Here is a 20,971-nt window from a genome sequence, read left to right as displayed (position 1 = left end):
AAAGCGCGGTGCAGTGCGCCGCAGTGCGGTACTGCGCTCCCTGGAGGCGTCTGCCGACAGACCGTCGCCGTCGCAGGGCACATACTGTGCTTCTGCCCCGATGGCGTGCGTCTTGCATGGCCTGGTATCCACAGAGACTGCGACGCGCCCCAATGATCCGAATCAAACTGCAAGTGGACCTGGCCTACACCGTGAGCGGTCCGGGGGGCGATTTCCTTTTCAACATCCACGCTGCGCACACCCGCCACCAGACGGTGCAGGACGAGACGCTGGTCATCACCCAGCAGCAGGGTTCGTCCACCGTCACCGTGCCTGGCCAGCTTTCGACCGACCCGGCTACCCATACGCGCTGCCTGCGCTTGCACACGGGCCCCGGGCCGCTGCAGCTGGCTTATGCCGCCACGGTGGATATGCGCCACGACGTGGCCGACCCCGCCCGCATCCCCGAGGTGCCGGTGCGCGAACTGCCGGATGACGTGCTGCAGTACATCTACCCCAGCCGCTACTGCCAGTCCGACCAGCTGACCACGCTGGCCTTCCGCGAGTTCGGCCACCTCTGGCAGGGCTACAGCCGCGTCCAGGCCATCCGCGACTGGGTCCACGGGCATGTGGAGTTCCGCTCCAACACCTCGACGTCGGCCACTTCGGCGCTCGACACCTTCGTGCAGCGCATGGGCGTGTGCCGCGACTTCGCCCACCTGATGATCGCCATCTGCCGCGCGCTGAGCATTCCGGCGCGCTTCGTCACCGGCACCGACTATGGCGCCGACCCCGCACTGGGTCCGCCGGACTTCCATGCCTACGTCGAAGCCTATCTGGGCGGCCGCTGGTACCTGTTCGACCCCTCGGGCACGGCCATCCCCATGGGCATGATCCGTCTGGCGACCGGCCGCGATGCCGCCGACGTGGCTTTCGCCACCATCTTCGGCAGTGTCGCCACCGAGGCGCCCAAGATCCGTGCGTGGGCCGTGCAGGACCCGTCGCGTGGCTTCGAGCTGCCGCATCATTCCTCGCTGGCTCTTTCTACCGACGGCCCTGCGCCTGAGCGCGGGCAGCGGCTGGCGCGCTGAGATCATGAGCGGATCGGGGCTCTGGCCCTTAATCCTCATGGGTATGATGCTATTGAAAATATAGCATCAGGGTGTGTGTGTGCCGCATGGCATACCGCTTCAGCAGCCCCGCGCCTGCAGGGTGGCCGGCTTGGGTCTAGCATCCGGGCTTTGGCTTTCAACGACCCGCTGCCGGGCAACCCCTCGCATGACCACCTCCGCCACCGCTTCCTCGTCCTCCCCCGTCCGCCTGCAGATCGACTTCGTCTCCGACGTCTCCTGCCCCTGGTGCGCCATCGGCCTGAATGCGCTGGAGCAGGCGGCAAGGCGGCTAGAGGGCGAGGTCGCGCTGGACCTGCATTTCCAGCCCTTTGAGCTCAACCCGCAGATGGCCCCTGAAGGCCAGGACATCGGCGAGCACCTGATGGAAAAGTACGGTGCCACGCCCGAGCAGTCGCAGCAGACCCGTGCCGCCATCACCCAGCGCGGCGCGGAGCTGGGCTTCACCTTCAACATGGGCCAGCGCAGCCGCATCTACAACACCTTCGACGCGCACCGGCTGCTGCACTGGGCCGAGGAAGAGGGCGCACCCGGCAGCCAGGCGGCGCTCAAGCACGCGCTCTTTCGCGCCTACTTCACCGAAGGCCTGAATCCCGGCGACCACGCCGTGCTGCTGCGCCTGGCCGGCGAAGTGGGCCTGGACGTGGAGCGCGCCCGGGCGGTGCTGGCTTCGGACGAATTCGCCGAAGCGGTGCGCGAGCGCGAGGCGTTCTTCCAGCAGCACGGCATCCATTCGGTGCCGGCCGTCATCGTGAACCAGCGCCACCTCATCCAGGGCGGCCAGCCGGTGGAGGTGTTCGAGCAGGCGCTGCGCCAGATCGCCGCAGGGGGCTGAGCACCGCCCAAGGCACAACGCCCACCGCTATCGAAAAAATAGCGGTGGGCGCTTGCTGGATGCGCGCTGCGGGCGCCTGGGGCTTGAAGCCCGCTGCGGTCAGTCCTTGAGGGGGATGGGCGTGCTCCGGTCCACCGGCACGGCGGTGACGCTGTTCTGCGGCGAGCCGTCGATCAGCCGGTCGGAATAGCTCAGATAGACCAGCGTGTTGCGCTTGGGATCGACCATGCGCACCACGCGCAGCCGCTTGAACAGGATGGAGGTGCGTTCGCTGAACACCTCCTCCTGCTTCTTGAGCGGCGCCTTGGCGAAGCTCAGCGGCCCGGTCTGGCGGCAGGCGATGGAGGCTTCGGACTTGTCCTCCGCCAGGCCCAGCGAGCCCTTGATGCCGCCGGTGCGGGCGCGCGAGACGTAGCAGGTCACGCCCTGCACGGCCGGGTCGTCGTAGGCCTCCACGATGATGTCGTGGTCGCGGCCCAGCAGCTTAAAGGCCGTGTCCACGGTGCCGATGGTGTCCGCGCCGGCCTGGGCCGAGAGGGCGGCGCCGGCCAGGGCCAGTGCTACGGCGACGGCGCGCGGGGTGGTGGGGCGGGGCATGGTCTCGATCTCCTCGTCAGGCGGCGGATGCGGCTTCGGCGCAGCGGCGCGCCAGATGGGCCAGGGCTTCTTCTACCTGGTCCACCAGCACCAGGCACAGGTCGCCCGGCTGCAGGCGGTCCAGCGCGGTGTCGATGGCGATGAATTCGCCGCGGATCTCTTCGACATGCTGGGTGCGCGGCGCTTCGCCCAGGCCTTCGCGTAGCAGCGCCATGACTTCGCCGTCGGCGCGGCCGCGCTGGGCCGCGTCCTGGTAGAGGATCACGTCGTCGAACGCGGCGCCCAGGATGGCGGTCTGCTCGCGGATGTCTTCGTCGCGCCGGTCGCCCGCACCGCTGATGACCACGCTGCGGCGCTTCGCGGGCATGGCGTCCACGGCCTGCACCAGGGCGCGCATGGCGTCGGGGTTGTGGCCATAGTCGGCGATCACGGTGGCACCGCCGAAGTCCATCACGTTGAAGCGGCCGGGCGCGTTGTCGCTGTCGTTCACGAAGCCCGACAGCCCTCGGCGGATGGTCTGCCACGGCAGGCCCACGCCCCAGGCGGCGGCCACGGCGGCCATCACGTTCTCGACCTGGAAGCCGATCTTGCCGCCCTGGGTGATCGGCACGTCGCGCAGGTGGATGGTCTCGCGCCAGGAGCCTTCGGCCGCGACGATGGATTCGCCGTCGCCATCGATATAGACCGAGCGGTGGCCCTGGGCGCGGTGCGTGGCCATGACGGGGTGGTGCCGGTCGCTGGCGAAGTAGATCACCTTGGCGGTGGTGGCCGAGGCCATGGCCGCGACGATGGGGTCGGCGGCGTTGAGCACCGCATAGCCGTCGGGCGAGACGTTCTGCACGATCACGCGCTTGAGCACGGCCAGGTCTTCGACCGTGTTGATGTAGTTCATCCCCAGATGGTCGCCCGCGCCGATGTTCGTCACCACGGCGACCGAGCAGCGGTCGAAGCCCAGGCCCTCGCGCAGGATGCCGCCGCGCGCCGTCTCGAACACGGCCGCGTCCACCTCGGGGTGCAGCAGCACGTTGCGCGCGCTCTTGGGGCCGGAGCAGTCGCCGCTGTCGATCTGGTGGCCGTTCACATAGACGCCGTCGGTGTTGGTCATGCCCACGCGCAGCCCCTGGGCCGAGAACAGGTGGGCGATCAAGCGCGCCGTGGTGGTCTTGCCGTTGGTGCCGGTGACGGCCACGGTGGGGATGCGCCCGTCCTGGCCGTGGGCGAAGAGCTTGTCCACCATGGCCTGGCCGACGTTGCGCGGCTTGCCGTAGCTGGGCGTGAGGTGCATGCGCAGGCCCGGGGCTGCGTTGACTTCGACGAAGCCGCCGCCTTGCTCTTCGAGCGGGCGCAGCACGGTTTCGGCCACCATGTCCACGCCGCAGATGTGCAGGCCCACCATCTGCGCCGCAGCCACGGCGCGCGCGGCCACGTCGGGGTGGACGTCGTCGGTCACGTCGGTGGCGGTGCCGCCGGTGGAGAGGTTGGCGTTGTTGCGCAGGATGACGCGCTGGCCTTTGGCGGGCACGGAATCGGGCGTGAGGCCCTGCAGCGCCAGGCGGGCGACGGCGATGTCGTCCAGCCGGATCTTGGTGAGCGACGTGGCATGGCCTTCGCCGCGGCGCGGGTCGAGGTTGACCAGATGCACCAGGTCGCGCACCGTGCGCTCGCCGTCGCCCAGCACCTGGGGCGGGTCGCGCCGGGCGGCGGCGACCAGCTGGTCGCCCACCACCAGCAGGCGGAAGTCGTGGCCGGGCAGGAAGCGCTCGACCATCACGGTGCCGTATTCGGCGGCGGTGCGGAAGGCTTCGTCCAGTTGCGCGCGGTCGGTGATGTTGACCGTCACGCCCTTGCCCTGGTTGCCGTCCTGCGGCTTGACGACGACCGGCAGGCCCACCTTCTGGGCCACGGCCCAGGCTTCGTCCACGGTGGCGACGGGCGCTCCCAGCGGCACCGGCACGCCGGCGGCGTGCAGCAGGCGCTTGGTCAGGTCCTTGTCCTGCGCGATCGATTCGGCCACGGCGCTGGTGGAGTCGAGCTCGGCCGCCTGGATGCGGCGCTGCTTGGAGCCCCAGCCCAGCTGCACCAGGCTGCCGCGCGTGAGGCGCCGGTACGGAATGCCGCGCGCCACGGCCGCATCGACGATGGAGCCGGTGCTCGGGCCCAGACGCTCGTCTTCGTCCAGCTCGCGCAGTCGGGCGATGGAGGCCTCTGCGTCGAAGTGGCTGCCCTCGAAGGCGGCCTGGACTAGTGCCTGGGCATCTTCGAAGGCCTGCCGGCCCACGGCCTCTTCGCTGTATTCGACGATCACCTGGTAGATGCCCGCGTCCGGCGTGGCCGCGGTGCGGCTGAAGCTCACCGGGCAGCCGGCCTGGGCCTGCAGCGCCAGGGCTGCGGCCTGCAGCACGTGGGCCAGCGAGATGTCGGTGTCGGTGTTCTCGGCGTGCAGCACGCCGATGGCGGGGAACAGTGCGCGCAGGCGGCTCTCGAAGCCGGCGATCTGGTGCATGGCACGCTCATGTTCGGCGCATTTGACGATGGCCTCGATGGCGGTGTGCCGGCTCCAGAGATTGGGGCCGCGCAGGGCCCGGGTGCGGGATACGTCCATGACGAATCGTTCTTTCTTGTCGTGATCGTGCGGTCGGGGGGCGGTGGGGACGGGCAGGGCGCTGCGGTGTTCAGCGCACGCCGCCGGCGTTGGCGGCCAGGCCCGTGGCGGGGACCACGGGGGGCGTGACCGGCAGCGCTTCGGGCTCGAAGGTCTTGATGCCGGCACCGATCAGGTCGGGCGCGATATCCAGCGCCCAGGCGGTGGCGACGATGGCCAGCAGGGTGTCGGTGTCGGTAGGCACGGCGTTGCGGCCGAAGGTCAGCTCGGAGACCGGCCCCAGCACGTGTTCGGCCGAGCCGGTGGCCAGCACCACACGGCCGTTCTTGACCAGCACGGCACGGCCGTTGTCCTGGGCGCGGTGCTCAGCGATGGCCGGCAGGCTGCCGTCCTGTGCATAGAGCACCACGCTGCCGTCGCACAGCGGCGCCAGTTCCAGCACCTGCGGCTCGGCCGCGTTGAGCACGGCGGCGCCTTCGGGCAGCACCACGTCCACCTGGGTGCGCATGACCTTGTACATCTGGTCCTGCTCCAGCACGTCGAACTCGGCCAGCGAGGCGAGGCCGTCCATGTCGGTGACCACGCCCACCTGGCAGCGGTCGTAGGCGAGGCCGTCGCGCAGGATGGTGCGCGCATCGTTCTCGATCACGGCGGCCTGCACCATGCGGTTCATCAGCAGGCGGTGGGCGGCCTCCCAGTGGGCGCTGTCGGTGGTGTCCACGCAGCGGCGGTCGAGGTAGAGGCCCTCGCGGCAGGCCAGGCCGGTGTGATGGCCGCCCAGATGCATAAGCCAGCCCACCACGCGGGCGATGGTACTGGTGCCGCGCGTGCCGGCCACGCCCACCAGGGGGATACGGCCTGCGCCGCCCTCGTCGGAGGGAAAGAGGTGGTCAGCGATGGCCTGGCCTACCGGGCGCGGCGCGCCCACGGCGGGCTTCAGGTGCATCAGCAGGCCGGGGCCGGCGTTCACCTCGACGATGGCGCCGCCTTGCTCCTGCAGCGGGCGGGAGATGTCCTGCGCGACCAGGTCGATGCCGGCGATGTCCAGGCCCACCACACGGGCGGCCAGCTGGGCGATGTAGGCGACTTCGGGGTGGACCTCGTCGGTGCAGTCCACGGCCACGTTGCCGTTGCGCTGCACGACGATCTGGCGGCCCGCGGCGGGCACTGAGTCGGCAGTGAGGTCCTGGCGCTTGAGTTCGAGCTGCACCTTGGCGTCGGTCGCCACGTTGATGATCTCGAGGGGATACTCTTCCTCGTAGCCGCGGCGCGGGTCGGAGTTGAGCTGGCTGTCGATCAATTCGCTCACGGTCGAGCGGCCGTTGCCGGTGATGCTCACCACCTCGCCGCGCGCGGCGGCCACCACCTTGCCGCCCACGACCAGCACGCGGTGCTCGTTGCCGGGGATGAAGCGCTCGACCATCACGTCGCTGCCCTCGGGGTAGGCCACGTGGTAGGCGCCTTCGATGTCTTCCTGGCGGCGCAGGTCCAGCGTCACGCCCCGGCCATGGTTGCCGTCGGAGGGCTTGACCACCACCGGCAGGCCGATGTCTTGCGCAGCCTCCCAGGCCTCGGCGGGGCTGTTGACGACCTGGCCTTCGGGAACGGGCACGCCGCAGGACTTGAGCAGGCTCTTGGTCAAGTCCTTGTCGCTGGCGATTCCTTCGGCGATGGCGCCGGTCAGCTCGCTCTCGGCCGTCCAGATGCGGCGCTGCGAGGCGCCGTAGCCCAGCTGCACCAGATTGCCGTCGTTCAGTCGGATGTGCGGGATGCCGCGGTCGGTAGCCGCGGCCACGATGCAGGCGGTGCTGGGTCCGAGGTATTGGTCGTCCACCTCGGTGCGCACCCGTGACACGGCGGCCTGCACGTCGAAGGGCTGGTCGTTGATGGCGGCCATGATCAGGGCGTGGCCCTGCTCCAGCGCCACGCGGGCCACGCGTTCGTCGCGCGCCCGGAACACCATGCGATAGACGCCGCGCTGGCTGGTCGAGCGCGTCTGGCCGAAGCCCGTGGGCATGCCCGAGAGGTTCAGCAGCTCGATCACGATGTGCTCCAGCACGTGGCCGCACCAGGTGCCGCTCTCCAGCCGCTCCAGGAAGCCGCCGCGCTCGCCCACCCCGCAGTGGTGCTCGATCAGCGCGGGCAGCCAGGCCGTCAGGCGCTGGTTGAAGCCGGGCAGGACGTTGGAGGGGTGGTCTTCCAGCGCTCCCAGGTCCAGCCAGACCTCCAGCACGGGGCGGTAGGTCCAGATATTGGGGCCACGCAGGTAATTGATGCGCAGCAGTTGGATGTCGTTGAAGGTCGCCATGGGGTGCAGCGGGTAGGAGTGCAGGGAGCCCTGCGGCAGGGCGGGCGGCGGGACGTGCCGACGGATGTGCGAATTGTGCGCCGACTTCGGAGGGCTGTTGCCCACTGTCAGCCAGGGGTGGCGAGCAAGCGTTATTGCACCATGCCGTTGCCGCGGGGAGGGTGTCGGAGACAATGCGGCTTCGCCGGGGCGTTCGCCCCGCCGCGCCCTGCAGGGGGCAAGAACCAAACACAATGCAGCAAACTCATCATTCTGTGGACGCCTCGAGTGTCTTGACGGGCCCTCTGGGGGCCGAATTGCGAGCCAGGCTCGCACCTGCAGAAAACGTGCTGGCGACGCTGGAGGTTGACCTGAGCCCGGCCCTGCGCTTTGTGCCGGGCCTGCTGATGCTGACCGATTCCCGCCTGCTGTCCCTCGATGCCGACGGCGGGGGCGGCAGCTTCCAGGCCTGGGCACTCGCGCCCGGCATGTCCCTGCGCCTGATCGACCATGCGGGCGTCGGCACACTCGAACTGCACACCGCCGCCGGCCGCCTGGCGCTCTGGCGCTTCACGCTCGGCTCCCATAGCGAGGCGCTGCGCTTCGTGCAGCGCGTCGATCGCCAGCTCGCCCGCCTGGACATTCCGGCCCATGCCACCGTGGCGGCCGAAGCCGTCGAGGAGACGCTGTGCCAGGACTGCGGCACCCCCCTGCCGCCCGATACCGAGGAATGCCCCGCCTGCGCCCGCGTGCAGGCCCCGCAGACCTCCACCTGGGTGCTGCTGCGCCTCTGGCGCTTCGCCCGGCCCTACCGCAAGCAGCTGGCCGCGGGATTCGCGCTGACCGTGGCCTCCACGGCCGCCACGCTGGTGCCGCCCTACATGACCATTCCGCTGATGGATGACATCCTGATTCCCTACCAGAACGGGCAGGCCATTCCGGTGACCCTGGTGGCCATGTACCTGGGCGGGCTGCTGCTGGCCGCGCTGCTGGCCTGGGGGCTGGGTTGGGCTCGCACCTACACGCTGGCGCTGGTGTCCGAGCGTATCGGCGCCGACCTGCGCACTTCCACCTACGAGCACCTGCTCAAGCTGTCGCTCGACTACTTCGGGGGCAAGCGCACAGGGGACCTGATGGCACGCATCGGCTCCGAAACCGACCGCATCAACGTCTTTCTGTCGCTACATGCGCTGGATTTCATCAACGACGTGCTGATGATCCTGATGACGGCGGGCATCCTCTTTTCGATCAACCCCTGGCTGGCGCTGGTCACGCTGGTGCCGCTGCCCTTCATCGCCTGGCTGATCCACAACGTGCGCGACCGGCTGCGCACCGGCTTCGAGAAGATCGACCGTGTCTGGTCCGAGGTGACCAACGTGCTGGCCGACACCATTCCTGGCATCCGCGTGGTCAAGGCCTTCGCCCAGGAAAAGCGCGAGGCCCAGCGCTTCCGCGACGCCAACCAGCACAACCTCGAAGTCAACGACCGGCTCAACCGCACCTGGTCGCTGTTCACCCCCACCGTGTCGCTGATGACCGAGATCGGCCTGCTGGTGGTCTGGGGCTTCGGTATCTGGCTGGTGGCGCACAACCAGATCACCGTGGGTGTGCTGGCCGCGTTCATCGCCTACATCGGGCGCTTCTACACCCGTCTCGACTCCATGAGCCGCATCGTGTCCGTCACGCAGAAGGCGGCGGCGGGCGCCAAACGCATCTTCGACATCCTCGACCACGTGAGCAACGTGCCCGACCCGGTGCAGCCCGCGCAGCTCGATCGCGTGGAAGGTGCGCTCACCCTGCGCAACGTGGGCTTCCGCTACGGTAGCCGGGCGGTCATCAAGGGCTTGAACCTGGACATCCGCCCCGGCGAAATGATCGGCCTGGTGGGCCACAGCGGCTCGGGCAAGAGCACGCTGGTCAACCTCATCAGCCGCTTCTACGACGTGAGCGAGGGTTCCATCCAGGTCGATGGCGTGGACGTGCGCCGCCTGCGGGTGGCCGACTACCGCAGCCACATCGGCCTGGTGCTGCAGGAGCCCTTCCTCTTCTTCGGCACCATCGCCGAGAACATCGCCTACGGCAAGCCCGATGCCTCGCGCGCCGACATCGTGGCTGCCGCCCGGGCCGCCCATGCGCACGAATTCATCCTGCGCCTGCCGCACGGCTACGACTCGCTGGTGGGAGAGCGCGGCCAGGGCCTTTCGGGGGGGGAGCGCCAGCGCATCAGCATCGCCCGGGCGCTGCTGATCGACCCGCGCATCCTGATCCTGGACGAAGCCACCTCGGCCGTGGACACCGAGACCGAAAAGGAGATCCAGAAAGCGCTGGACAACCTGGTCCAGGGCCGGACCACCATCGCCATCGCCCACCGGCTTTCCACATTGCGCAAGGCCGACCGCCTCGTGGTGATGGATCGGGGCGAGGTGGTGGAGGTGGGCCCCCACGACGAGCTGATGGCTCAGAAGGGTGCCTACTGGCGCCTGTACGAAGCCCAGGCGCGCCGCGCCGAAGAAGACGCGCAGGCCGCCGGTGTGGTCATCGTGGAAAGCGGGCTGCTGCACTCCGCTCACCCGGCGGGTCAGTCCTGATGCAAGCCCAGAGCACCAGCCCGAGGAAACGCTCCCTATGACGACCCCCCCAAACTTCACCCTGGCTGCGCCGTCCTTCACGCTGCAGCGCAATGCCCATGGCCGGCTGGTGCTGCGGCTGCCGGACGGCGCGGAACACGTCGGCATCGTTCCCGTGCGCGCCTTTCCCATCGGCGCGCCCGACGAGGGCGTTTCGCTGATTGGCCAGGACGGGCACGAGCGTGTCTGGATCGAGCGCCTGAGTGCGCTGCCCGCCGAGCAGCGGCATCTGATCGACGAGGAACTGGCCGCACGCGAGTTCGTTCCCGTGATCGAGCGGATCACTGTCGTGTCCAGCTTTTCCACGCCCAGCACCTGGTCGGTGCAGACCGACCGGGGGCCGGCGCAGCTTGTCCTCAAGGGCGAGGAAGACATCCGCCGCCTGGGCGCGCGTACCTCGCTGTTGATCGCGGCGGGTGACGGCGTGCAGTTCCGGGTGCCCGACGTGGGCGCGCTCGACCGGCATTCGCGCAAATTGCTCGAACGGTTTTTGTAGCAGCACCCCCAGGCCCGGTGCGGCCTGCGGGACAGGGCGGGATCCTGAGTGCGGGTGTTAGGTAGGTAGAAACCCGTATTTTTGGATATAAAGCCGAAAAAGGCCTCAATTTGCCCTTCTTTTTGTCGTTATAGAGTACGACAAGGGGGTCGTTCCGCCTTGCCGAAGCTGCTCTTGCGAGGAACCTGCCATGTCCATCCCATCCATCGACCGTTCGCCGAGCTGGCGCCCCCAGGGCGCCGATCTGTACCCCACGGGCGCTGCTCCCGCCATTCCGGCGACGCGCGCGGGGGGCGGCAGTGCGCCTGCGCCTGTCGAGTCCATGGACCGGCTGGGGGAGGGCGCCAAGCTGGGCCAGCCTGACAAGCCCTCGTCGCCGGCCGATACCATCAACAAGGACTGGACCGAGCGCAAGAAGCAGGAAGCCGCCAAGGAAGCCGAGGAGCCGCCCAAGGAGCCCATCTACAAGATGCTGCTCGAATTCATCCAGTCGATGTGGCGGGCGAGCGGTAGCGCCGTGGAGATGGCGCAGCAGGTGAACGAAGCGGCGATGAAGGACCGGCTGGCGCAGGGGCAGCAGCTGCAGGACCCCGAGCAGCAGCCGCGGCTCACCTATTCCGAACTGAAGGTCAAGCGCACCCCCAGCACGCTGCCCTGAGCGGGCTTACAGCTTCCGCCCCGCTAATGGCGCGAAGTTTTGCTATATTTTTTGTAGCTGATTGCCCGCGCGCTGCAAGCGCTGGCGGCTGATTTCACTCTTTTTCTTGGGGCGCGCCGGCGTCATCTGCCGGTGAAGGCTGCGCCGGTGCTTGCGGCTGCGCCTGGTCTTGCGATGGCTGGCTGGCTGCCGCTGCAGCAGCTGCTGACTTGGCGCGATCGCGCTCGGCGCGGTACTTGATGGTGAAGGCGCGCACCTCGTCCAGCGTCACGAAGCCGTCGTGGTCGGTGTCTGCGTCGTCGAAGGCGGCCGCCAGTCGCGGCACGATCGCCACCTCGTTGCGGCTGAGCTTGCCGTCGCCGTTGAAGTCCAGCATGTTGAATTCGCGGATCGCCTTGAGCTCGCCCTTGCTCAGGGGCGCGCTGGCGGCGGGCGTGGCCGGCTGTGCCGCTTCGTCAGCGGCCAGCGCAGCAGCTGCGGGCAGGGCGAGGCACATCGCCAGGGCCTGGGCGGCGCGGGCCGCTGCAAGCGGCAGGTTCTGCAGGTAGGAATCGAAACGCATCAGCGTGGGATCGCTTCGGGCGCCAGGGGTTCCGCTCCGGCCTCTGCCATGGCCTCGTTGGAGATGCCCGAGCGCACATGGCCTGCGGGCACATGGCGTGCGGCCGAGTCCACATGGCCGGTCTGGTCATCGAAGAAGAAGTCGGGCTCGAACTCGCGCAGGAAAGGCCCTTTCTCCAGCCCGCCGAGGAACATCGCCTCGTCCACCGCCAGGTTCCACTCCATCAGCGTGTTGATGGCGCGTTCGTGCGCCGGCGCGCTGCGCGCCGTGACCAGCGCCGTTCGCAGCCGCATGCCCGAGACATCGGCCTGCTGCTGCAGCTGGTGCAGTGCGGCCAGCAGCGGCTTGAAGGGGCCACCTGACAGTGGCAGTGCGGCCTTGCTCGTCTCGTACGACTGGAACGCGGCCAGGCCCCCGGCCTGATAGACGCGCTCGGCCTCGTCGGAGAACAGCACGGCGTCGCCGTCGAAGGCGATGCGCAGTTCGCCCGGGTAGTTGTCGCCCGCTGCCGCCGAGTGCGTGAGCACCCGCGCGGCTGGAAAGCCCAGCGCCAGCGCCTCGCTCACGTCATGCTCGTTGGCCGACAGGAACAGGTGCGCGCCCAGCGGCCGCAGGTACTTGAACGGGTCGCGTCCTTGAGTGAACACGCCGCGCTCCAGCGGCAGGCCGGCGTCCTGCGCCGAATGGAAGATGCGCAGCGCGCTGACCGGGTCGTTGCGCGAGAGGATCACCACCTCCACCCGCCGCGTCTGTGCGGTGTTGAACGCCAGCAGCTTGCGCACCAGCGCGAAGGCCACGCCCGGCTTGGCCGGCACGTGCAGACGTTCCTGCTGTAGCTTCATGTAGGGCAGCGGGTTCTTCGCGTCGAAGATGCGGTTCTCTTCCTCGAAGTCGAACAGCGCGCGGGACGAGATGGCGACGACGAGCTTGTCGTCCAGGGTGAGGGCCATGGCGGTGTGCAGTAGCTGCAGGGTTGAGGGTGTGAGCGGCGCTTATTTCACGAACTGGTTGAGCTGGATGATGGGCATCAGCACGGCCAGCACGATCAGCATCACCACCAGCCCCATCACCACGATCAGCAGGGGCTCCAGGATGGTCGCCAGCTGCATGGAGCGGCGCTGCACTTCGGCCGACAGCTGGATGGCGGCGCGCTGCAGCATCACCGGCAGCTGGCCGGTCTGCTCGCCCAGCCGCGCGAACATCGACACCAGGCCGGGAAAGCGCTTCTTCTGCGCCAGCGCCGAAGCCAGCGGCGCGCCCTCGCGCACCAGCACCAGCGCCTCCATGGCGTCGGCCCGCATCGCGCGGTTGTTCAGCGTCTCGGCCGCCGCCTGCAGCGCCTTGAGGATGGGGACGCCCGCTCCCGCCAGCATGGCCAGCGTGCCGGCGAAACGCGCCGCGTTATAGCCGCGTGCCAGCCGGCCCACCACCGGCAGGGTCAGCCACCAGCCGTCGAACTTTTGCCTGAAAAGCGGCCGGGCCAAGGCATAGCGACCGCCTATAGCTATCAAAACAAGAGCGATCAGCATCGCCCAGCCGTAGTTGCGCACGGCATCGCTGATGGCCAGCATGGCCACCGTCAGGAAGGGCAGCGCGCGCTTGGTGCCCGCGAACACGCTGGCCACCTGCGGCACCACGTAGCCCACCAGGAACAGCACGATGACGATGGCCACCAGCGTCACGATGGCCGGGTAGAGCGCCGCGCCGATCAGCTTGCCGCGCAGCGTCTGACGCTCTTCCAGGTCGTCGGCCAGCCGCTCCAGCACCAGCCCCAGGCTGCCGCTGGATTCGCCCGCGCCCACCACGGCGCAGTAGATGTCGGAGAACTCGCGCGGATGGCCCGTCAGCGCCCGCGCGAAGGTGGAGCCGGCATTCACCTCGGCCCGCAGCGCCGCCACCAGATGCCGCTGGCGATCGCCTTCGGCCTCGTCGGCCAGCGCCGTCAGCGCCCGCTCCAGCGGCAGGCCCGAGCCCACCAGGCCCGCCAGCTGCCGTGTCCAGATCGCCAGGCCGGCCGAATTGAACACCGGCCGCGTCATCAGCCGCTCCCCCAGCCCCGGCGCCCCGCCGCCCTGCGACGGCCCCGAAGCCAGCGGCTCCACCGCCAGCGGCACCAGCGACTGCGCCCGCAGCAGGCTGCGCGCCGCCTTGGGCGAATCGGCCTCGATGGTGCCCTTGCGGGACTGGCCCTGGGAGTCGATCGCTTCGAAGGAAAAGGCGGGCATGCGGTTGGGTGGGTGGCGAAAACGTTCGGTTCGGTGGGGCGCTCTGGCGCGCCCCGGGAGTCGGTGATGGTAGCGGCTGCGCATGTCAGGCGCGGATTGCCGGGCGGCGTGACGCAGCCGCCCTGCGCCCCCGCGATTGTGTGTCCGATCGCAACCCTAAGCCTTGTCTAAGTCTCCTTTCGCACACTCCCTGCCATGCAACAACCCACCGAAAGGTCTGCCATGAATTCCATCCTCTCCACTCCTCGCCGCCTGACGCTGGCGCTGGTCGCGGCCGGTGCCATTGGCGCCACCGGTGCCGGGCTGGTCACCAACATGCGGCCGGGGCATGCCGAGCAGCCGCCCGCGCAGATCTCGGCTGCCGTGCCCACCGCGCCGATCAGCGGCGGGGGCGTGGCCATGCCCGATTTCGCCCAGATCACCGCGCGCAACGGCGCTGCGGTGGTGAACATCAGCGTGGTGGGCACCACCAAGACGTCCGACGAGGGGGATGACGGCGACGATGCCAGCGCCGCCTCTGCGCAGCAGCGCGGCATGCAGGGCATGGACCCGGACGACCCTTTCTTCCAGTTCTTCAAGCGTTTCGGCTTCCCCGGCGCGGGTGCCGGCGGCGGCATGCCGCAGCAGCGCAACGTACCCATGCGCGGCGAGGGCTCGGGCTTCATCGTCAGCCCCGACGGCGTGATCCTGACCAACGCCCACGTGGTCAAGGGCGCCAGCAGCGTGACGGTGAAGCTGACCGACCGCCGCGAGTTCCGCGCCAAGGTACTGGGCTCCGACCCGAAGACCGACATCGCCGTGCTGAAGATCAACGCCAAGGATCTGCCGGTGGTCCAGCTGGGCAGCACCAAGAACCTGGCCGTGGGCGAGTGGGTGCTGGCCATCGGCTCGCCCTTCGGCTTCGAGAACAGCGTGACCGCCGGTGTGGTCAGCGCCAAGGGCCGCGCGCTGCCCGACGACAGCTTCGTGCCCTTCATCCAGACCGACGTCGCGGTGAACCCGGGCAATTCCGGCGGCCCGCTTTTCAACACGCGCGGCCAGGTGGTGGGCATCAACTCGCAGATCTACAGCCGCTCGGGTGGCTACCAGGGCGTGTCGTTCGCCATCCCGATCGAGGTGGCCGAGCGGGTGAAGGAGCAGATCATGGCGACCGGGAAGGCCAGCCATGCGCGCCTGGGCGTGTCGGTGCAGGAGGTGAACCAGGCCTTCGCCGATTCCTTCCAGCTGCCCAAGCCCGAAGGCGCGCTGGTGGCGGGCGTGGAGCCCGGCGGGCCGGCCGACAAGGCGGGGCTGAAGTCGGGCGACGTGATCCTCAGCATCAACGGCCAGCCCATCGTGGCGTCGGGCGACCTGCCCGCCTTCGTGGGCCAGGCCGCGCCGGGCACCAAGGCGACGATGGAGGTCTGGCGCCGTGGCAAGCAGGATGAGCTGGTCGCCACGCTGGGTGACGTGAACGACAAGAAGGCATCGCAGGTGGCCGACGCCAGCCAGGCCGTGGGCAAAGGCCAGCTGGGTCTGGCGCTGCGCCCGCTGCAGCCGCAGGAGCGGCGCGATTCCGGCATCGAAACCGGCCTGGTGATCGAGCAGGTGCGCGGCCCGGCGGCGCTGGCCGGCGTGGAGCCGGGCGACGTGCTGCTGGCCATCAACGGCACCCCGGCCAAGAGCCTGGACCAGGTGCGCGAAGCCGTGGCCAAGTCGGGCAAGTCGGTGGCGCTGCTGATCGAGCGCGACGGCAACCGCATCTTCGTGCCCGTGCAGCTGGGTTGAGCCGGGCGCCTCTGGCAGGGCCGCGGGCTGCCGCTATGCTTGGCGGTATGCCGCCGCCCACTCTGCGCCCTGCCGATTCGCGCTGCCCCGCACGTCGCCGCCGCGGGGCCCTGGCCGCTGCGGCGGCGGCTTTCGTGTCCCGCATTCCCTCGGAGTTGCCGCATGCGTCTGCTGCTGGTTGAAGACGACACCATGATCGGCGAGGCCGTGCATGACCTGCTGCGTGCCGAGCACTACGCGGTGGACTGGGCCCGCGACGGTGCCATGGCCGATTCCGCCCTGCGCACCCAGGCCTATGACCTGGTGCTGCTGGACCTGGGCCTGCCGCGCCGCGACGGCCTGGCGGTGCTGCGCGAGCTGCGCTCCCGCAAGGACCGTACGCCCGTGCTGATCGCCACGGCCCGTGATGCCGTGTCCGAGCGCGTGCAGGGTCTGGATGCCGGCGCCGATGACTACCTGCTCAAGCCCTACGACATGGACGAGCTCTTGGCCCGCATCCGCGCGCTCACCCGCCGCGCCGCGGGGCGTGCCGAGCCGGCCTACGAACACCAGGGCGTGGTCATCCACCCCGCGACCCGCGAAGTCACCGTCGGGGGCCAGCCCGTGGTGCTTTCGGCCCGCGAGTGGGCCGTGCTGGAAGCGCTGCTGGCCCGCCCGGGCGCCGTGCTCTCGCGCCAGCAGCTCGAAGAAAAGCTCTACGGCTGGAACGACGAAATCAGCAGCAACGCGGTGGAGGTCTATATCCACGGCCTGCGCAAGAAGCTGGGTGCCGAGCTGGTGCTGAACGTGCGCGGCGTGGGCTACATGGTGCCCAAGGCATGACGGGTGATCCGCCCGACCGCCGCAGGCCGTCGGCGGCTGACGGCACCGCTGCGCGTGCGCCGTCGCTGCGCGCCCGGCTGCTGTGGTTCCTGCTGGCGGCCATCGCCCTCGCGGCGCTGGCGCAGATCGGCCTGGCCTACCGCGCTGCGCTGGACGAGGCCGACGTGCTGTTCGACTACCACATGCAGCAGACCGCCCAGGCGCTGCGGCCGGGCCTGCCTTCCCTGCCTTCGGGCAGCGCTGCGTTGCTGCCGGGGGAGCGGGAGAACCATGAATTCGTGGTGCAGGTCTGGTCATCGAGCGGCCTGCGCGTCTATGAATCCGCCATCGGCGCCGCGCTGCCGCAGCGGGCCGTGCTGGGCTTTTCCAACGTGGCGGCGAACGGCACCACCTACCGCGTGCTGTCGGTGCAGACGCAGACGCAGGTCATCCAGGTGGCGCAGGACATGGCCGCGCGGCGCTCCATGGCGCGCACGCTGGCGCTGCGCACTGCCGCGCCCATTGCGCTGCTGGCGCCCTTGCTGGCGCTGGCCGTCTGGTGGGCCGTCAGCGGCTCGCTGGCGCCGGTCGAACGCGTGCGCCGCCAGGTGGCGCGCCGGCAGGTGGACGATCTTTCTCCGGTCGATGGCGACGCGCTGCCCGCCGAGGTGCGTCCGCTGGTCGATGAACTGAATCTGCTGCTGGGCCGCGTGCAGCGCGCCTTCGAGGCGCAGCAGCACTTCGTGGCCGACGCGGCGCACGAGCTGCGCTCGCCGCTGGCGGCGCTCAAGCTGCAGGTGCAGGGCCTGCAGCGCGCGCCCGACGAGGCCACGCGCGAGCGCGCCGTGGGCCGGCTGGCCGCCGGCATCGACCGCGCGACCGCGCTGGTCGAGCAGCTGCTGGCCCTGGCCCGGCAGGAGGCCAAGCTGACCGCCGGTGCCCCGCCCATCCCGGTGCCGCTCGCCGATCTGGCCCGCCAGGCCGTGGTGGATGCGGCCCCGCACGCGCAGTCCAGCGGCATCGACCTGGGGCTGGGCCGCGCCGACGCCGGCACCGTCCCCGGCCATGTGGACGCGCTACGCATCCTGCTGCGCAACCTGATCGACAACGCCCTCAAATACACGCCCGCCGGTGGCACGGTGGACGTGAGCGTGTCGCGGGCCGAGGGCGACGACGCCCTGGTGCTGGCCGTGGAGAACAGCGGCCCCGGCATTGCTCCCGAAGACCGCGCCCAGGTGCTGGGGCGCTTCCATCGCGCCACGCAGGCCGATGCGCAGGGGCGGCCCATCGCCGGCAGCGGGCTGGGCCTGTCCATCGTGCAGACCATTGCGCGCATGCACGGCGCGGTGTTGGATCTGGGCAGCTCCGCCCGCCTGGGCGGCCTGAGCGTGAGCGTGCGCCTGCCCCTGCGGCCGGCCGGGGCAGAACGAGCGAGTGGCGGCGCATGATTCGCGTGGCGGTGCTTTCGGGCCTGAGCCACGCGGTCTTCGTGGCCGTGGGGCTGCTGATCTACGTGATGGCCACGCGCATCGGGCACCAGCGGCGCCACCCCTCCGCGGCCATGGGCTGGGTGCTGGCCATCATCGCGTTTCCGTATTTCGCCGTCCCGCTCTTCCTGCTGTTCGGCACGCGCAAGTTCGCCCGGCCCATGCGCCATGCGCACACTCCTGCCGGCGGCGGCACGGACGACGCTCCGCTGCCCGCAGGCGGCCCCGCCTGGGCCCTCGAGCTGCTGGCCTGCATGGAGCTGGCGCCCGCGGCGCGCAACGACGGCGTCGAACTGCACCCCGACGGCGCCGCTGCGCTGCGCGGGCTGATGCACACCATCGAAAGCGCGGAGCGCAGCCTGGACGTCTGCACTTTCGTCTTCGGCAACGACGAGGTCGGCGAACGGGTGGCGCGGGGCCTGCTGCGGGCCGTGCAGCGCGGCGTGGCCGTGCGCCTGCTGGTCGATGCCGTGGGCAGCCTGCACCTGCCGCACCGCCTGCTGCGCGCCCTGCGGCGCGGCGGCGTGCAGGTGCAGCGCTTCATGCCCGTGCTGCACAACCCGCTGCGCGGCCGTACCAACCTGCGCAACCACCGCAAGCTGGCGGTGGCCGACGGCTCCAGGCTCTGGAGCGGCGGGCGCAACCTGGCCGCCGAATACTTTCTGGACCGCCCCGGTGAGCCGGCCTGGGTCGATCTGAGCTACGAAGCGCAGGGGCCGCTCGCCGCGCAGGCCGCGCTGCAATTCGCCGCCGACTGGCAGGCCGCCAGCGGCCGCGCACCGCGCACCGTGCTGCCCCGCACGCCGGTGGCCGAGCGGCCGGCCGGTCCGCTGGCCCAGTGGTTGCCCAGCGGCCCTGACCATGCCGACGACACTGTGCATGCGTTGCTGCTGGCTGGCGCCTACCACGCGCGCCAGCGCATCGTGGCGTTCACGCCGTACTTCGTGCCCGACGATGCGCTGCTCGACGCCTGGTGCCTGGCGTGCCGGCGCGGGGTGCAGGTGACCTTGCTGGTGCCCGCGCGCTCCAACCACCGCCTGGCCGACTGGGCCCGGGAGCGCGCCCTGCGCGAACTGGTAGCCGCGGGCGCGCAGGTCTGGCTGGCGCCGCACATGGTGCATGCCAAGGCGGTGCTGATCGACGATGACCTGGCGATGTGCGGGTCGCTCAACCTGGATGCGCGCAGCCTGTTCCTCAACTACGAGGCGATGACGGCGTTCTATTCGCCGGCCGAGGTGCGCTGGCTGTCGGACTGGTGCGCGGCGGAGATCGGCCGGGCGCAGCGCTATCGCGCGCGCAGGCCGTCCTGGGCGAGGGACGTGGCGGAGGGCGTGGTGCGTGCCGTGGGCTTCCAGCTCTAGCCCCCGCCTGCGCCCGGCGGCGCTTCTTTCTCCCGCCACTTCTTTTTCGATAGCGCCAGGCCGAGCAGGCATGCGGGCTGCAGGCATTTCGGACGCTATCGTCTCGGATGGTTCTTGTTTGTATGCGCAATGCGTAGAATAATCGGCGCATTGAAAACGCATTGCGTATATATACATGTCCCTGCAGCAGCAAGAAATCCTGCGCGACGCCATGCGCCGCCTCAACCTCACTCGCAATGCCTTGGCCGAACGGCTGGGAGTGCGGCGCCGGGCGCTCGATACCTGGCTGCTGCCGGCGGAGTCTTCGGAGTCGCGCGCCATGCCGGAGATGGTGGAGAAATTCCTCGCCGAGATCCTCCGCAATGAAGCGCGGCCGTCGCCGGACTTCGCGGGGGCGCCGGACACGCGGCCGCTGGCCGACCGCATCGCCGTGGACGGGCAGCGCCATCTGCTTTCGGTTTCGCAGTTCGATCGGGGCAGCCTGGAAGAGTTGTTCCATGTCGCGGACGTGATGCAACCCATCGCCCGCCGGCAGAAGGTGTGCCGCGTGCTCGAAGGCGCCGTGCTCGGCAGCCTGTTCTTCGAGGCCAGCACCCGTACCCGGGTGAGCTTCGGTGCGGCCTTCTGCCGCCTGGGCGGCAGCGTCTGCGACACCACGGGCTTCACCTTCTCGTCGATGGCCAAGGGCGAATCGATCTACGACACCAGCCGCGTGATGAGCGGGTATGTCGATGCGCTGGTGGTGCGCCACCCGGACCAGGGCTCGGTGGCCGAATTCGCCCGCGCCACGAACATTCCCGTCATCAACGCCGGCGATGGTCCGGGCGAGCATCCCAGCCAGGCGATCCTGGACCTCTACACCATCCAGCGCGAATTCTCGCGCCAGGGCAAGTTGCTCGACGGATCGCACATCGCCATCGTGGGTGACCTGAAGTACGGCCGCACCGTGCATTCGCTGATCCGGCTGCTCTCGCTGTACCGGGGTCTGCGGTTCACGCTGGTGGCGCCCCCGTCGCTGGAGATGCCGGCCCATCTCATCGAACTCGCGGCCCGCAACGGCCATGCCGTGGAGACCGTGGCCTCGCTGGAGGCGGGCCTGGCCGGCGCCGATGTGGTGTATGCCACGCGGGTGCAGAAAGAGCGCTTCGAGGGCGAGGCCATCGAGGGCTACACGCCTGAATTCCAGGTGCGCAAGTCGCTGGTGGATGCGGTGTGCAAGCCCGACACCATCCTCATGCACCCGCTGCCGCGCGATGGCCGGCCCGGGGCCAACGATCTGAGCACCGACCTGAATCACGACCCGCGTCTGGCGATCTTCCGGCAGACGGACAACGGCATTGCGGTGCGCATGGCGCTGTTCGCGGTGTTGATGGGGGTAGAGAAGCAGGTGGCGGGGGCGTTGCGCGATGTGTCGTGGCGGTCCCCCCGCTATGTGGGGCCGGACGATGCCATGTTCGACGGATTGGATTGACGGGGGCTGCCGTTCGTTGGCGGTGGGCGCGGGTTGGCTGCGGCGGGGCGCTGGCGGGGCGCCGCCGCCTCGGGCCGCCCGCAGCG

Annotated in this window: 16 protein-coding genes; 10 read left to right on the top strand and 6 right to left on the bottom strand. The window is 69.7% G+C overall.

Annotated features, from left to right (window positions below; translation table 11 throughout):
* Nucleotides 1-152 precede the first annotated feature (152 nt).
* Together AC3A84_RS18375 and AC3A84_RS18370 are read left to right on the top strand one after the other, a co-directional pair.
* A complete protein-coding gene (locus AC3A84_RS18375; protein ID WP_487971458.1) occupies nt 153-1,070 on the top strand; it encodes a transglutaminase-like domain-containing protein in 918 nt (305 codons plus the stop codon).
* A gap of 187 nt (nt 1,071-1,257) precedes the next feature.
* Entirely contained in the window at nt 1,258-1,944 is a 687-nt protein-coding gene (locus AC3A84_RS18370; protein WP_487971457.1) for a DsbA family oxidoreductase, read from the top strand.
* Between the two features lie 99 nt (nt 1,945-2,043).
* On the opposite strand, the gene AC3A84_RS18365 is transcribed toward AC3A84_RS18370, so the two are convergent.
* From AC3A84_RS18365 to AC3A84_RS18355, 3 genes are all read right to left on the bottom strand, one after another.
* Complete coding sequence (locus AC3A84_RS18365) at nt 2,044-2,541, bottom strand: CreA family protein (protein ID WP_487971456.1); 498 nt, start codon at nt 2,539-2,541, stop codon at nt 2,044-2,046.
* A 16-nt stretch (nt 2,542-2,557) separates the two neighbouring features.
* Entirely contained in the window at nt 2,558-5,143 is a 2,586-nt protein-coding gene (cphA, locus tag AC3A84_RS18360; RefSeq protein WP_487971455.1) for a cyanophycin synthetase, read from the bottom strand.
* Between the two features lie 70 nt (nt 5,144-5,213).
* Nucleotides 5,214-7,451: a cyanophycin synthetase gene (locus AC3A84_RS18355; RefSeq protein WP_487971454.1), complete on the bottom strand. Its 2,238-nt coding sequence runs from the start codon at nt 7,449-7,451 to the stop codon at nt 5,214-5,216.
* Between the two features lie 233 nt (nt 7,452-7,684).
* On the opposite strand from AC3A84_RS18355, the gene AC3A84_RS18350 reads away from it, so the two are divergent.
* From AC3A84_RS18350 to AC3A84_RS18340, 3 genes are all read left to right on the top strand, one after another.
* Nucleotides 7,685-10,018, top strand: a complete 2,334-nt coding sequence (locus tag AC3A84_RS18350) for a cyanophycin metabolism-associated ABC transporter (RefSeq protein ID WP_487971453.1) — start codon at nt 7,685-7,687, stop codon at nt 10,016-10,018.
* A gap of 37 nt (nt 10,019-10,055) precedes the next feature.
* Nucleotides 10,056-10,553 carry a cyanophycin metabolism-associated DUF1854 family protein gene (locus AC3A84_RS18345; RefSeq protein WP_487971452.1) on the top strand — a complete coding sequence of 166 codons (498 nt, stop codon included), beginning with the start codon at nt 10,056-10,058 and terminating at the stop codon, nt 10,551-10,553.
* A gap of 190 nt (nt 10,554-10,743) precedes the next feature.
* Nucleotides 10,744-11,211, top strand: coding sequence for a hypothetical protein (locus AC3A84_RS18340; protein ID WP_487971451.1), 468 nt, complete (start codon nt 10,744-10,746; stop codon nt 11,209-11,211).
* 94 nt (nt 11,212-11,305) lie between these two features.
* On the opposite strand, the gene AC3A84_RS18335 is transcribed toward AC3A84_RS18340, so the two are convergent.
* Genes AC3A84_RS18335 through gspF form a run of 3 tightly spaced genes read right to left on the bottom strand, consistent with a single transcriptional unit; the run spans nt 11,306 to nt 13,998 of the window.
* Complete coding sequence (locus tag AC3A84_RS18335) at nt 11,306-11,773, bottom strand: EF-hand domain-containing protein (protein WP_487971450.1); 468 nt, start codon at nt 11,771-11,773, stop codon at nt 11,306-11,308.
* On the bottom strand, nt 11,773-12,723 hold the full coding sequence (locus tag AC3A84_RS18330; RefSeq protein WP_487971449.1) for a 5'-nucleotidase: 951 nt from the start codon (nt 12,721-12,723) through the stop codon (nt 11,773-11,775). The genes AC3A84_RS18335 and AC3A84_RS18330 overlap by 1 nt, the downstream gene beginning before the upstream one ends.
* A gap of 42 nt (nt 12,724-12,765) precedes the next feature.
* Nucleotides 12,766-13,998, bottom strand: a complete 1,233-nt coding sequence (gene gspF / locus AC3A84_RS18325; RefSeq protein ID WP_487971448.1) for a type II secretion system inner membrane protein GspF — start codon at nt 13,996-13,998, stop codon at nt 12,766-12,768.
* A gap of 222 nt (nt 13,999-14,220) precedes the next feature.
* Between gspF and AC3A84_RS18320 the strand changes: the two genes are divergently transcribed.
* The 5 genes from AC3A84_RS18320 to AC3A84_RS18300 all read left to right on the top strand — a co-directional run bounded on the left by AC3A84_RS18320 (nt 14,221) and on the right by AC3A84_RS18300 (nt 20,885).
* A complete protein-coding gene (locus tag AC3A84_RS18320) occupies nt 14,221-15,765 on the top strand; it encodes a Do family serine endopeptidase (RefSeq protein ID WP_487971447.1) in 1,545 nt (514 codons plus the stop codon).
* Nucleotides 15,766-15,927: 162 nt separating this feature from the next.
* Complete coding sequence (locus tag AC3A84_RS18315; RefSeq protein WP_487971446.1) at nt 15,928-16,587, top strand: response regulator; 660 nt, start codon at nt 15,928-15,930, stop codon at nt 16,585-16,587.
* Nucleotides 16,584-18,014, top strand: a complete 1,431-nt coding sequence (locus AC3A84_RS18310) for an ATP-binding protein (RefSeq protein ID WP_487971445.1) — start codon at nt 16,584-16,586, stop codon at nt 18,012-18,014. Before AC3A84_RS18315 ends, AC3A84_RS18310 begins: the two co-directional genes overlap by 4 nt.
* Entirely contained in the window at nt 18,011-19,414 is a 1,404-nt protein-coding gene (locus AC3A84_RS18305; RefSeq protein ID WP_487971444.1) for a phospholipase D-like domain-containing protein, read from the top strand. The genes AC3A84_RS18310 and AC3A84_RS18305 overlap by 4 nt, the downstream gene beginning before the upstream one ends.
* A gap of 175 nt (nt 19,415-19,589) precedes the next feature.
* On the top strand, nt 19,590-20,885 hold the full coding sequence (locus AC3A84_RS18300; protein ID WP_487971443.1) for an aspartate carbamoyltransferase: 1,296 nt from the start codon (nt 19,590-19,592) through the stop codon (nt 20,883-20,885).
* The last annotated feature ends 86 nt before the right edge of the window (nt 20,886-20,971 follow it).

Source organism: Paracidovorax sp. (assembly GCF_057642795.1).
Note: the sequence above shows the minus strand (reverse complement) of the source record. Positions and strands in the feature narration are given on the sequence as shown.